General features: G+C 71.7%; 9 protein-coding genes. 5 read left to right on the forward strand and 4 right to left on the reverse strand.

Annotated features, from left to right (window positions below; genetic code table 11):
• The 4 genes from ACR807_RS26615 to ACR807_RS26630 form a co-directional block, all read right to left on the reverse strand.
• Window positions 1–2,202 (reverse strand): pectate lyase-like domain-containing protein (locus ACR807_RS26615; RefSeq protein WP_438924151.1); only part of this gene is annotated, 2,202 nt, incomplete at its 3' end.
• 122 nt (window positions 2,203–2,324) lie between these two features.
• Window positions 2,325–3,368 carry a LacI family DNA-binding transcriptional regulator gene (locus ACR807_RS26620; RefSeq protein WP_438924152.1) on the reverse strand — a complete coding sequence of 348 codons (1,044 nt, stop codon included), beginning with the start codon at window positions 3,366–3,368 and terminating at the stop codon, window positions 2,325–2,327.
• Window positions 3,369–3,372: 4 nt separating this feature from the next.
• Window positions 3,373–5,754: a glycoside hydrolase family 3 C-terminal domain-containing protein gene (locus tag ACR807_RS26625; protein ID WP_438924153.1), complete on the reverse strand. Its 2,382-nt coding sequence runs from the start codon at window positions 5,752–5,754 to the stop codon at window positions 3,373–3,375.
• Window positions 5,755–6,011: 257 nt separating this feature from the next.
• Complete coding sequence (locus ACR807_RS26630) at window positions 6,012–7,238, reverse strand: ROK family protein (RefSeq protein ID WP_438924154.1); 1,227 nt, start codon at window positions 7,236–7,238, stop codon at window positions 6,012–6,014.
• Window positions 7,239–7,425: 187 nt separating this feature from the next.
• Here ACR807_RS26630 and ACR807_RS26635 point away from each other — a divergent pair, with 187 nt between their 5' ends.
• The 5 genes from ACR807_RS26635 to ACR807_RS26655 are packed head-to-tail and all read left to right on the forward strand — an operon-like array spanning window position 7,426 to window position 13,236.
• Window positions 7,426–9,087: an ABC transporter substrate-binding protein gene (locus tag ACR807_RS26635; protein ID WP_438924155.1), complete on the forward strand. Its 1,662-nt coding sequence runs from the start codon at window positions 7,426–7,428 to the stop codon at window positions 9,085–9,087.
• On the forward strand, window positions 9,084–10,220 hold the full coding sequence (locus ACR807_RS26640; RefSeq protein ID WP_438924156.1) for an ABC transporter ATP-binding protein: 1,137 nt from the start codon (window positions 9,084–9,086) through the stop codon (window positions 10,218–10,220). Before ACR807_RS26635 ends, ACR807_RS26640 begins: the two co-directional genes overlap by 4 nt.
• Entirely contained in the window at window positions 10,217–11,197 is a 981-nt protein-coding gene (locus tag ACR807_RS26645) for an ABC transporter permease (RefSeq protein ID WP_438924157.1), read from the forward strand. The genes ACR807_RS26640 and ACR807_RS26645 overlap by 4 nt, the downstream gene beginning before the upstream one ends.
• Before the next feature lie 3 nt (window positions 11,198–11,200).
• Window positions 11,201–12,232 (forward strand): ABC transporter permease, encoded by a 1,032-nt coding sequence (locus ACR807_RS26650; protein ID WP_438924158.1) that lies wholly within the window; start codon window positions 11,201–11,203, stop codon window positions 12,230–12,232.
• Window positions 12,229–13,236: an ABC transporter ATP-binding protein gene (locus ACR807_RS26655; RefSeq protein ID WP_438924159.1), complete on the forward strand. Its 1,008-nt coding sequence runs from the start codon at window positions 12,229–12,231 to the stop codon at window positions 13,234–13,236. The genes ACR807_RS26650 and ACR807_RS26655 overlap by 4 nt, the downstream gene beginning before the upstream one ends.
• Window positions 13,237–13,276: the final 40 nt, after the last annotated feature.

Consider the following 13,276-nt stretch of genomic DNA (forward strand, 5'->3'; position numbering starts at 1 on the left):
GACCACGTACCGCTGCTGCGTGGCGAGGTTCGCGGCGCCGCCGATGCCGTTCACGACGTTGTCGATCGTGCCGACACCGCCGAGCGACACCGTCACCAGGTCGTGCAGCCGCACGCCCGGCCGGTTGGGCACCTCGAAGCCGTTCGCCGTGCGGATGCTCGGGTCGGCCTGGTTGAAGGAGTACACGCCCATGCCCCAGCCCTCGTGGCTGGTGACGTGGTCGGCCACCTTGTACCCGGCCCAGCCCAGCTGGGAGCCGTTCATCCACGCGGCCTGGTTCGGCGGGTCGTACGGCAGCTCGTTCTGGTAGAAGTACGTCCGGCCGCCGTTGCCGTTCCACACCGTGTTGTACTGCTGGTAGTGCTCGACGAACAACCCGTACGCCGTCACGTTGTCGCCGTTGACGACGACGCCGTTGCGGCCGGTGTTGGCGGTCCAGCCGGTGGGGCCCGTGCCGTGGTCGGCGCGCCACACCCACGTGTGGTCGATGATCACGTTGTCGCTGTTGACCTCCAGCGACACGGTCGCCTTGCCCGCCTGGGGACCGCCGACGCGCAGGTACACGTCGTGCATCGAGGTCGGGTTGGCGGCGTGCGAGGCCGACGAGTCCGCCGGGCCGAGCTGGAGCAGCACGGGGGAGTTCTGCACGCCGGCGTCGATGAGGAAGCCCGCGAGCTTCACACCGTCCACGTCGGACACCGCCATGGCCGCCTTGCCGGTGTCGGGCGAGAGGGTCGCGAGACCCAGGCCCAGCACGACGGTGTTCGGGCGGGTGACGTTGATCGTGTCGTTCAGGCGGTGCACGCCGGGCGTCAGCAGCAGGTGCTTGCCCTGCGCCAGCGCCGCGTTCGTCGTCGCGACGGGCGTGCCCGGCTTGACGATGAAGAAGTCGGCCAGCGAGATCGACTGGCCGGCGGGCGTGCCGCTCTCCCAGCTCGTGCCGCGCGAGTTCTGCCGCAGCGCCGGGACGAACACCTTGTACTCGCCGTTCTCGAAGTACAGGAACGGCTTCTCGCGCACGACCGGCGTGGTGTCGACCGTGGTGTGCGCGGGGTTCGGGAAGTGCTGCGCGGGCGCGCCCTGCGAGCCGACGAACACCATGTTCCACACGGAGCCGTTCCAGCCGCCCGCGAGGTTGCTGTTGCGGGTCAGGAACTGCTGCTGCGAACCGGACACCGTGACGCCGTCGATCTTGCTGTCCACGATGAGGCCGCCGGACGCCCAGCCGTCGCCGCCGTTCCACAGCTGGACCTGGCCGCTGAGGTGCATGCGCCGGTACGACGCCGCCTGCGACACGGCCCACCGCTCGACCTGGCCGGCCGGCAGGTTGACGAACAGGTTCTCGGCCTGGCGCCAGAAGTTCTGCGTCGCGTTGCCGAGGTTGTTCGGGTTGTCGCCCTGCTGCAACCAGTCCGCCTCGACGCGCACGTGCCCGTTGAGCCGCACGTCGTCCGGGCGCAGGCCGAGGCCCGCCACCTGGGTGTAGAAGCGCAGGTTCACGTCGGCGTCGTACACGCCCGGCTTGTAGAGCACCGCGTAGCGCTCGGAGCCGAACTGGTTGGTCTTCATCTGGGTGGAGATCTGGTCCAACCGGGACTGCATCGCGGCACGGTCGTAACCGGGACCGTAGATCAGCACGTTCGGGCCGAAGTCCGGGTTGCGCGGGTCGGTCGGCGGGATGACCACCCCGCCGGTGGTCTCGGTGTTCACCGAAAGCTCCCACAGGGAGTAGCCGTAGCCGGTCGCGCGCACCGTGCCGAGCACCCGCACGTAGCGGCCGGAGCCCGCCACGGTCAGGGTCTGCACGCCGCCGGTGCCGGTGGTCGTGGAGTAGGCGGTGTTCCAGGTGGACGCGTTGTCCGACAGCTGCACCTGGAACGACCGGCCGTAGGCGGCCTCCCAGTTCAGCGTGACGCGGCAGACCTGCTGCGTGGAGCCCAGGTCGACCTGGATCCACTGCGGGTCGGCGAACGCGCTGGCCCAGCGGGTCCCGGTGTTGCCGTCGACAGCGGCGGTGGCAGGGGTACCGCCGTTCTCGGTGGACGACGCGGTCACCGGGCGGTTCAGCGCGGCGTTGGTCGTGCCGCACTCGGCGGCGCTGGCGGAGGTGTTGGTGATGACGGGGCCGAGCACCGCGGCGAGCCCGAGGGCGAGCACGGCGGTCAGGACCCGTGAACGGGTACGGGGACGTGAGTAGCTCATGGTCCTACCTGACTGAGGCAAGGGGGCAGATGGCCCGGAGCTGTGGCCTCCGTGGCACCGGAGGCACTGAGAGAGCGCTCTCTCGAAGGGTAACGTCCGTGTTGCGACGACGTCAACGACTCTCAGGCGGACTCGCGCGTGACCAGTGTGGGCTCGAAGATGACGGACTTCGGCGGCAGCGAGGGGTCGTCCACCTGGCCCAGCAGCAGGCGGGCCATCTCGGCGGCCATGTCCTCCACCGGTTGGCGCACGGTGGTGAGCCGCGGCCGGGACGCCACCGCCGGGCCGCTGTCGTCGAACCCGACCACCGCCACGTCGTGCGGCACCTGCCTGCCGTGCTGCCGCAGCACCAGCAGGACCCCTTGCGCCATCAGGTCGTTCGCCGCGAACACGCCGTCGATGCCGGGGTGCTCGGCGAGCAGCCGCTCCATCGCCGCCTCGCCGCTCGCGGAGGTGAAACCGCCCTCGGCGATCGGGACGTACGGGAAACCGTGACGCGCCATGGCGTCCCGGAACCCGGTCAACCTGTTCTGCGAGGCCGGGACGTCGAGCGGTCCCGTGACCGTGGCGACCTGGCGGCAGCCCAGCTCCACGAGCCGGTCCGCGGCGAGCTTCGCGCCCGCCTGGTGGTCGAGGTCGACGTAGCTGATCGGCACCGGGCGCGCGGGCCGCGCGAACAGCACGGCCGGCACCCGCGCCTCGACCAGCCGCGCGGGCAGCGGGTCCTCGGCGTGCGTGGACACCAGCAGCGCGCCGTCGGCGCTGCCCTGCCGCAGGAACGAGAGCACGTCGTCGCGCGCCCGGTCGGTGTCGGCGACCATCAGCACCGGGTGCACGCCGCGCGTGCGCAGGAACCCGACCACGCCGCTGGCCACCCGCCCGAAGAACGGGTCGGCGAACACGCGCGAGGCGAACGAGTCCTCCTCGCCCTGCTCGCCCGCGCCGGACACCACGAGCGCGATCGTGCCGGTCCGCTTGGTGACCAGGGACCTGGCCGCGCGGTTGGGCGCGTACCCGGTCTGGTCCACGGCCGCGCGCACGACCTCTTGGATCCTGCGGTCGACGTTGCGGGTGCCGTTGATGACCCGCGACACCGTCGCCCGGGACACGCCGGCGACCCGCGCCACGTCCTCCAACGTCGGCGGGGTCGTCGGCGGTCTGCTCATGGCACTATTCTGCCACGGGTGGAGAGCGCTCTCCCAGGCGCAGCGGCGTATCGCCCGCACTCGGCCCCACCAGCAGGGTGAACGCGCCGGGCTCGGTCACCCACCCGTCCGGCGTCCAGTGCTCGTAGGCGCGGGCGGGCACCTCGACGTCGACCCCGACCGCCTCACCCGGCCCGGCCCGGGCCACCGCCCAGCCGACGAGCCACCGCTCCGGCCGCTCGACGGCGCTGCCCGGCCTGGTCGCGTACACCTGCACGACCTCGCGCCCGGCCCGCGACCCGGTGTTGCGCACCCGCACCCGGACCCCGTCGGCGGTCGCCGCCACCTCCTCGTAGGCCCAGGTCGTGTAGCCCAGGCCGTGCCCGAACCAGTAGGCGGGGGAGCGGCCCGCCCGGTGCCACGCGCGGTAGCCGACGTGCAGGCCCTCCGCGTACTCCAGCACCCCGTCCACCGGCGTCACGTCCGACACCGGCACGTCCGCCTGCTCCGCCGGCCACGTCGTCGGCAGCCTGCCGCCCGGCTCGCGCGCGCCGAACAGCACGTCCGCCAGCCCGTGCCCGGCCTCCTGGCCCGGGAACCAGGTCAGCAGCACCGCGGCGACCTCGTCGCGCCACGGCAGCTCCACCGGACCGCCCGAGTTGACCACCACCACGGTGTTCGGGTTGACCGCGCGCACCGCCCGGACCAGCTCGTCCTGCCGCCCCGGCAGGGCCAGCGAGACGCGGTCGAACCCCTCGCTCTCGATCTCGTCGGTGGTGCCGACCACGACCACGGCGACGTCGCTCGTCTGCGCCAGCCCCACGGCCAGCGCCAGCTCCTCGTCCTCGGGCAGGCGCGGCGGGTCGGCGGCGAGCACGGTGGCCGTGCCGGTGCCCCCGGGCAGTTCGCGGCGGGCGACCAGGTCGACGACCGCACCCGCCTCGACGTGCGCGGTCGCGTGCCGGTACGGCGGGGTGAGGTGGATGACGGCCGGGTCGTCGGTGTCCAGCGGCACGTGCTCGTCGACCAGGCGCGCGCCGTCCACGTCGAGCGTGAGGCGGCCGAACCCGGCCACCGAGAACCGCCACTCGCCGGTCCGGTCGACGCGCAGCGCGCCGTGCACCTCGATCGCGTGCGCGCCCTCCGCCAGTGGCACCTCCAGCACCCGCCCCAGCAGCCGCAGCTCCGACGACAGCTCCGCGCCGCCCGCGTCGAGCACCCGCACCCGCACGCCCGGTCCGCCGGTCACCGGGTCGGTGGTGCCGGCCGGGGTCAAGGGCGCGGGCCGGTTCTCCAGCAGCACGCCCGGGGCGTGCCGGACCTCGGCGACCTCGCGCAGGCCGTCCACGAAGGACACGACCGACTCCGGGTAGACGCCCGCGCTGCCGCCGCCCTGGACGCGCGAGGTGGCGGCGTTGGGCCCGATCAGGGCGACGACGGCGCCCGGCCCCAGCGGCAGCACGCCGTCGTTGCGCAGCAGCACCGTGCTCGCGGCCACCGCCTCGCGCAACAACGCCAACGGCTCCTCCGCCCGTCCCCCACCGGGGACCGACCCGTTCAGGGCGCCGACCCGTGCGGCGAGCCGGAGCAGGCGGCGGACCTTGTCGTCGACCGCGCTCTCCGGCACCTCGCCGCGTTCGACGGCGGCGGCCAGGTCGTTCCACGGGCTCCGCGGGCCGGGCATGGCGAGGTCCTGGGCGGCGTTCGCGGACGCGGCCGCGGAGCGGACCGCACCCCAGTCGGACACCACCACGCCGTCGAAGCCCCACGTGCCCTTCAGCGGTTCGGCGAGCAGCGGGCTCTCCGACATCGTGGTGCCGTTGACGCCGTTGTAGGCCGACATCACCACCCACACCCCGGCCCGGACGGCGTGCTCGAACGGGACCAGGTAGACCTCGTGCAGCGTGCGCTCGTCCACCGCCGCGTCCAGCGTCATCCGCTCGGTCTCGGAGTCGTTGGCGACGTAGTGCTTGGCCGTGGCGGCGACCCCGCCGGCCTGCACGCCGGTGATGCAGGCGGCCCCGACGCGCCCGGTGAGCAGGGGGTCCTCGGAGAAGCACTCGAAGTGCCGCCCGCCGAACGGCACCCGGTGCAGGTTGAGCGTGGGCGCGAGCAGCACGTCCACGCCCTTGCGCCGTGCCTCGGCCGCCAGCAGCCCGCCCAGGCGCCGCACCAGCGCCGGGTCCCAGGTGGCCGCCAGCGCCGTGGGCGAGGGCAGCGCCAACGACGTGCTGCGCTCGTCCCAGCCCTGGCCGCGCACCCCGACCGGCCCGTCCGAGACGACCACCGCCCGCAACCCGACGTCGGGTTCGGCGTGCAGGCGCCAGACCGTGGCCCCGGTCAGCAGCCGCACCTTCCGCGCCAGGTCCAGCTTCCCGACCAGCAGGCCGAGCTCAACGTCGTCCACACAGTCCCCCGCCCCCCGGAGAGCGCTCTCCAACCCAGCCTCCGTCCCCCACCCCTCCCTGTCAACCGCGAGAGTCCAACGCTCAAGCCCCGAGAGTCCAACGTCCGGGCCTCGAGAGTCCAACGCTCGGGACCCCTGAGTTCTTCATTCCGCATACCGACCGGTCGGCACGAACGAGGAACTCAGGGGTCCTGGAGGTTGGACTCTCGGGACCTGAGCGTTGGACTCTCGGGGTCTGAGCGTTGGACTCTCGCGGGTTAGGCGATGTCGGCGGTTCGGGGGGAGGGTTTGCGGGGGTCGGCGGCGCCTTCGAGGAGGGCGGCGACGGGGAGGGTGGCGGCGCCCACGGCCACCGCGTCGGGACCGAAGTGGCCGACGGTGAGGGTGGTCTGGTCGTACGGGTGGCGCAACGCGTGCGCGCGGGTCGCCGCCACGATCGCGTCCAGCTGGTGCGCGCCCAGCGCCAGGCCGGCCCAGCCGCCCAGCACGATGCGCTCCGGGTTGAACAGGTTCACCAGGTTGGCGATCCCCGCGCCGAGGTAGCCGGCGGTCTCCTCCAGCACGCGCGCCGCCGTCCTGGAGTGCGGCGCCGCCGCGATCAGCGCCGCCACCGAGGACTGCTCGTCGTCGCCGGGCAGGGCACGGCCGCGCGCCTTGCGGTACCGGTCGAGGATGCCCTCCGCCCCGACGTACGCCTCCAGGCAGCCGAGCGCCCCGCACCGGCACGGCCGGCCGCCGTACACGATCGTGGTGTGCCCCCACTCGCCCGCCGAGCTGGTGGCACCCCGGTACACGTCGCCGTCCGCCACGACGGCCGCGCCGACGCCGGAGCCGATGAGGGCTATCACGACGTGCCGCGCGCCCCGCCCCGCGCCGAACCACATCTCGGCCTGGCCCTGGGTCTTCGCCCCGTTCTCCACGTACAGCGGCCACTCGCCGCCCGCCGCCCGGATCAGCTCCTCCAGCCGCACGCCGTCCCAGCCGATCGTCGGCGCGTGCACCACGGCCGTCGCGCCCTGCTCGACCGTGCCGGGAACGCCGATCCCGACGCCGAGCACGGTCGACGCCGGGACGCCCGCCGCCGCGACCACGTCCCGGACCGAGGACGCGATGAGCGAGGCGACCGCGGTGGGGGAGGCCACGGACAGCGCGTGGTCGGCGGCGGCGAGCTGCCGCAGGGCCATGTCGAACAGCTCGACCTTGACCCCGGTCTCGCCGACGTCCACCCCGACGACGTGCCCGAACGCGGGGTTAACGCGCAACAACACGCGCGGCCGGCCGCCGTCGGAGTCGACCGAGCCGGCGTCGACGACGAGGCCGTCCTCGACCAGCTCGGCGGTCACGTTGGACACCGTCGCGGCGGACAGCCCGGAGAGCCCGGACAGCTCGTACCTGCTCAAAGGCCCGTCGAAGAAGAGCGTCGACAGCAACGTCGAACGGTTCTGCCGACGCAGGTCGCGGACGGTGGTGCGCTTCGGGGCCACCTGGCGGACCTTAGTTTGCGACTTAAAATTAGACTAAGTTTGTAACCTGTTCGTTATTGACGTGACTTGGCTCACCGGGGTTGAGTCTGCAACGACACGAGGACGCACGCAGCGTCCCAGCCGCGATGGCACCGCGGTCCGCACCAACCCGAGCGCTCGCCCTTCCCCGCCCCGACAAGGAGAACCCATGCGACTCAGGCGAACGTCCGCCCTCGCCGTCGCGGCAGCCCTGCTGTTCTCGGCCGCCTGTTCGGCCACGAACCCCGGCACGAACAGCAGCAACACCGAAGGCGTGCTGAACGTCGGCATGCCGAACGGTCCGCAGACCGAGAACAACAACCCGTTCCTCAACTCGTCCGCGGCCAGCTCGCTCGGCTACCGCCGGCTCCTCTTCGAGCCGCTCGCGATGGTCAACGAGGTCAACCCCACCGAGAAGCCCAAGCCGTGGCTGGCGACCGAGTGGGCGTGGACCGAGAACTACAGCAAGCTGAGCCTGACCATCCGCGACGGCGTGACCTGGTCGGACGGCAAGCCGCTGACCGCCGAGGACGTGGCGTTCACCTTCGAGCTGCTCAAGGCCAACCCCGGCCTGAACATCGACTCGGTCCCCTACGACCAGGTCTCGACCTCCGGCAACAAGGTCGACGTGGTCTTCCCGAGGTCGCAGTTCGTCAACCAGAAGAAGATCCTCGAACAGCTGATCGTGCCCAAGCACATCTGGTCGACGATCTCCAGCCCCACCACCGAGACGGTCAAGACCCCCGTCGGCAGCGGCCCCTACACGCTGAAGTCGTTCACGCCGCAGACCGTCACGCTCGCCGTGCGCGACTCGTACTGGCAGGAGCTGCCGAAGGTCAAGGAGGTCCGCTACACCTCCTACAGCGACAACAACGCGCAGACCACCGCCCTCGCGACCGGCGCGGCCGAGTGGAGCTTCGTGTTCATCCCGAACTACGAGGCCGTCTACACCTCCAAGGACCCCGAGCACTACAAGCTCTGGTTCCCGCCGGTGCTGGGCATCCACGGCCTGTGGTTCAACACCAAGGTCAAGCCGTGGGACAACCCGGCCCTGCGCCGCGCGGTCAACCTGGTGATCAACCGCGACGACATCTTCACCCAGGGCGAGGCCGGGTACTTCTACCCGAAGGTCGACCACATCACGGGCATCCCGCTGCCCGCCGGCGCCTCGTACATCGCGCCCGAGTTCAAGGACAAGACCGTCAAGGTCGACGTCGAGGCCGCGAAGAAGGAGCTGACCGAGGCCGGCTTCACCTTCGAGGGCGACAAGCTGAAGGACCCGTCGGGCCAGCCCGTCACGCTGAAGATGACCGTGCCCTCGGGCTGGTCGGACTACGTGACGAACCTGGAGATCATCAAGGACGACGTCTCCCAGATCGGCATCGAGGCGACCGTCGACCTGCCGAACGCCGACGCGTGGACCAAGGCGCTCGACACCGGTGACTTCCAGGCCGCGCTGCACTGGACCAACAACGGTCCGACGCCGTACGACATCTACGAGAACATCATGAACGGCGCGCTCTACAAGCCGATCGGCGAGGGCGGCATCAACGGCAACTACGGCCGTTACGAGAACCCCGAGGCCACCGCGGCGCTCAACGACTACGCCAACGCGCCCGACGACGCCCAGCGCACCGCGGCGATGAACAAGCTCCAGCAGATCCACGTCCGCGACATGCCGGTCGCCATCACCTCCGCGGCCAACGCGGGCGGCCAGTACAGCACCAAGAACTGGATCGGCTGGCCGGACGAGGCCAACCCGTACGCGCCCGCCCAGCCCACGCTGGAGAACGCGCTCGACGTCGTCCTGCACCTGAAGCCGGCCGCATGACGACGAGCACTTCCCCGTCGGCCTCCGGGACCACCCCACCCCCGTCTTCCGGGGTGGTCCTGGAGGCCGATGGCCTGACCAAGCACTTCCCGGTCCGCAAGCGCGGGCGCGAGCTGCTGTCCAGGGCGGTGCGCTCCGTGCGCGCGGTCGAGGACGTCACGCTCAGGCTGCACCGCGGCCGGGTCACCGCGCTGGTCGGCGAGTCCGGTTCGGGCAAGTCGACGGTGGCCCGCCTCCTGGCGCAGCTCTACCCCCAGACCGCCGGCGTGGTCCGGCTGCACGGCGAGCCGGTCGACGCCAAGGGCGGCAAGCGCTTCCGGGCGTACAGCAAGCGCGTCCAGATGATCTTCCAGGACCCGTTCGCCTCGCTGAACCCCGTGCACACCGTGCGCTACCACCTGACCCGGGCGCTGAAGATCCACGGCAACGCGGGCACGAGCGCCGCCGAGCAGGAGCAGGCGCTGACCGACCTCCTCGCGCGCGTGCAGCTCACCCCGCCCGAGCGGTACATCGACAAGTTCCCGCACGAGCTGTCCGGCGGCCAGCGCCAGCGCGTCGCCATCGCGCGCGCCCTCGGCGCCGACCCCGAGGTGCTGCTGGCCGACGAACCGGTGTCCATGCTGGACGTCTCCATCCGGCTCGGCGTGCTGAACCTCCTGCGCGACCTCAAGGAGCGCCTGCACCTCGCGATCCTCTACATCACGCACGACATCGCCTCGGCCCGCTACTTCGCCGACGAGACGTTCGTGATGTACGCCGGGCGCGTGGTCGAGGGCGGCGACAGCGAGACCGTCACCCAGCGCCCCGCGCACCCGTACACGCAGCTGCTCATCGACTCCGCCCCGGACCCGGACCGGCCCGCCGCGGTGGAGAAGGACGGCGGCACCGGCGAGCCCCCGTCGCTGATCAACCCGCCGACGGGCTGCCGGTTCAACCCGCGCTGCCCGCACGCCATGAAGGTCTGCCGGGACGAGGTGCCCCCGCGCTTCGCCCTCGGCGACGGCGACGGCGAGGCCGGCGAAGGGACGCACTTCGCCGCGTGCTGGCTCTACGGCGACGGCCTCTCCGCCGAGCAGCGGACCAAGCTGCACGTCGTCGGGGTGCGCCACGGCGACGAGGAGGGGGCCCCGTGACCTACCTCCTCAAGCGGATCGCGTTCTACGTGTTCACCGCGTGGGCCGCGATCACCATCAACTTCTTCATCCCGCGCGCCATCCCCGGCGACCCGGTGCAGGCGCTGATCACCCGCTCGCGCGGCCAGATGACCAGCGAGGCCGTGCAGTCGCTGTACGTGCTGTTCGGGCTGGACAAGGACGAGAGCCTCGTCGAGCAGTACTTCACCTACCTCGGCCAGCTGCTGACCGGGGACCTCGGCCTGTCGTTCACCTACTTCCCGTCGCCGGTCTCCGAGGTCATCGGCGACGGCCTGCCGTGGACGCTGGGCCTGGTCGGCATCACCACCGTGCTCGGGTTCGTCATCGGCACGGCGCTGGGCACGGGCATCGGCTGGCGGCGCGGCTCGTGGGCCGACGCGCTGATCCCGGTGACCACGTTCGTGTCGTCCATCCCGTACTTCTGGCTGGGCCTCATCGCCATCGCGCTGCTCACCGGCCCGGACAGCTTCTTCCCGGCCTCCGGCGCCTACGACAACGGCCTGGTGCCCAACCCGGACCCGCAGTTCATCGGCAGCGTCATCCGGCACGGCATCCTGCCCGCGTTCACCATCCTGCTCTCGTCCATGGCGGGCTGGGTCCTGTCCATGCGCAACATGATGGTCACGGTGGCGTCCGAGGACTACGTGACCGTCGCGCACGCCAAGGGCCTGGCCGACCGCCGCGTGATGGTGTCCTACGCGGCGCGCAACGCGCTGCTGCCCAACGTCTCCGGGTTCGCGCTGTCGCTGGGCTTCATCGTCGGCGGCACGCTGCTCGTGGAGATCGTGTTCTCCTACCCGGGCCTCGGCCTCCAGCTGTTCCAGGCGGTCGGCGCGAAGGACTACCCGCTCATGCAGGGCATCTTCCTCATCATCACCCTGTCCGTGCTGCTGGCGAACTTCCTCGCCGACGTGGCCTACCTCGCGCTCGACCCGCGCACCCGACGGGAGGGCTGACCGGTGACCGTCGTCCCCACCACAGCGGCGTCGACCCCGGCCGCGGCGCCGGTGAAGCGCCGCAGGCTGCGGTTCGTGGCCAACCCCAAGGCCACCGTCGGCCTGGTCCTCCTGGGCTTCTTCGCCCTGCTCGCGCTGGTCGGGCCGTGGATCGCGCCGTACGAGCCGTCGGCGCGCAGCAACGACCTGCTCCAGCCGCCGTCGGCGGCCCACTGGTTCGGCACCACCCACCTCGGCCAGGACATCTTCAGCCAGGTCGTCGTGGGCACGCAGAGCGTCATCGTGGTCGGGTTCGTCGCGGGCATCGTCGCGACGGTCCTGTCGATCCTCGTGGGCGTCACCTCCGGCTACCTCGGCGGCGCCGGCAGCGAGGTGCTGTCCGCGCTGTCCAACGTGTTCCTGGTGCTCCCGGCGCTGCCCCTGATGATCATCATCACGTCCACGCTGCCGGAGACCAGCACGCTCACCATCGCGCTGCTCATCGGCTTCACGTCGTGGGCCTGGGGCGCGCGGGTGCTGCGCGCGCAGACCCTGTCGCTGCGCGGGCGCGACTACGTCGAGGCCGCCCGGGCCACCGGCGAGTCGACGTGGCGGATCATCCTGTTCGAGATCATGCCCAACCTCACCGCGGTCATCGCCTCCGGCTTCGTCGGCACGGTCATCTTCGCCGTGACGCTGGAGATCACGCTGGCGTTCATCGGCGTCGGCGCGGGCAGCGGCTGGAACTGGGGCACCGTCCTGTACTGGGCGCAGAGCCAACAGGCGCTCGGGCAGGGCGCGTGGTGGTGGTTCGTGCCCGCGGGCCTGGCCATCGCGCTGCTGGGCACCGCGCTGTCGCTGGTCAACTTCGGCATCGACGAGTTCGTCAGCCCGCGCCTGCGCGGCGGCGGCAAGACCGACGTCAAGACCGCCGACGGGCACACCGTGCGGATGCGCGTCGGCTTCACGCCGGTGCTGGCGTCCGCCCCGGTCGAGCGCAAGACCCCGCCGAAGGCAGTGGCCGGGGCAGGGGCCAACGGGAAGGCGGAGTCGTGAGCGACGCAGTGCTGGAGGTCCGCGGCCTCAACGTGGACTACGGCCTGGGCGACGAGGGCGTGCGCGCCGTCCGGGACGTCGACCTCACCCTGCACCGCGGCGAGGTCCTCGGCCTGGCGGGGGAGAGCGGCAGCGGCAAGTCCACCCTCGCCTACGGCCTGACCAGGCTGCTCCCGCCGCCGGGCGTCATCACCGGCGGCCAGGTGCTGTACCACCGCGACGGCGGGGAGCCCGTGGACGTGCTGCGCATGTCCCACGACGAGCTGCGCGCGTTCCGCTGGGCGGAGACCGCGATCGTCTTCCAGGGCGCGATGAACTCGCTCAACCCGGTGCACCGCGTCTCCACCCAGCTCACCGACGTGATCAAGGCGCACGACCCGCGCAGCACGCCCGCGTCGCGGCTGGCCCGCGCCCGCGAGCTGCTGGGCCTCGTCGGCATCGCCGCCGACCGGCTGGACAGCTACCCGCACCAGCTCTCCGGCGGCATGCGCCAGCGCGTCATGATCGGCATGGCGCTCGCGCTGGAGCCGAGGGTCGTCATCATGGACGAGCCGACCACCGCGCTGGACGTGGTGGTGCAGCGGCAGATCCTGCGCCAGCTGGTCGAGCTGCGCGAGCGGCTGGGGTTCTCCGTCGTGTTCATCACGCACGACCTGTCCCTGCTGGTCGAGTTCTCCGACCGGATCGCGATCATGTACGGCGGGCGGATCGTCGAGGAGGCGACCTCCGCCGAGCTGTACCGCAACCCCAAGCACCCGTACAGCCACGGGCTGCTGAACTCGTTCCCGGCCCTGCGCGGGCCGAAGCGCGAGCTCTCCGGGATCCCCGGCTCACCGCCGGACCTGCGCGGCATGCCGCCCGGCTGCGCGTTCCACCCACGTTGTCCGCACGCAATGGAGCGCTGCGGTGTGGAGGTACCGGTGCTCGGCGTCCCGCAGGACCACGTGGGGCCCGACCGCACCGTGGCCTGCTGGCTGCACCCCGTTCACGACAACGGGTTCTGAACCAGGTTCACGACAACCTGGTTCCGACCTCCTGAGGAGA

It is taken from the genome of Saccharothrix sabaoui (assembly GCF_051756985.1).
In the GTDB taxonomy this organism is placed as follows: domain Bacteria; phylum Actinomycetota; class Actinomycetes; order Mycobacteriales; family Pseudonocardiaceae; genus Actinosynnema.

Excerpts from the sequence above, each read along its gene's own strand:
- ACR807_RS26620 (WP_438924152.1), bottom strand. The coding sequence starts at position 3,368 with ATGAGCAGACCGCCGACGACCCCGCCGACGTTGGAGGACGTGGCGCGG.
- ACR807_RS26635 (WP_438924155.1), top strand. The coding sequence starts at position 7,426 with ATGCGACTCAGGCGAACGTCCGCCCTCGCCGTCGCGGCAGCCCTGCTG.
- ACR807_RS26640 (WP_438924156.1), top strand. The coding sequence starts at position 9,084 with ATGACGACGAGCACTTCCCCGTCGGCCTCCGGGACCACCCCACCCCCG.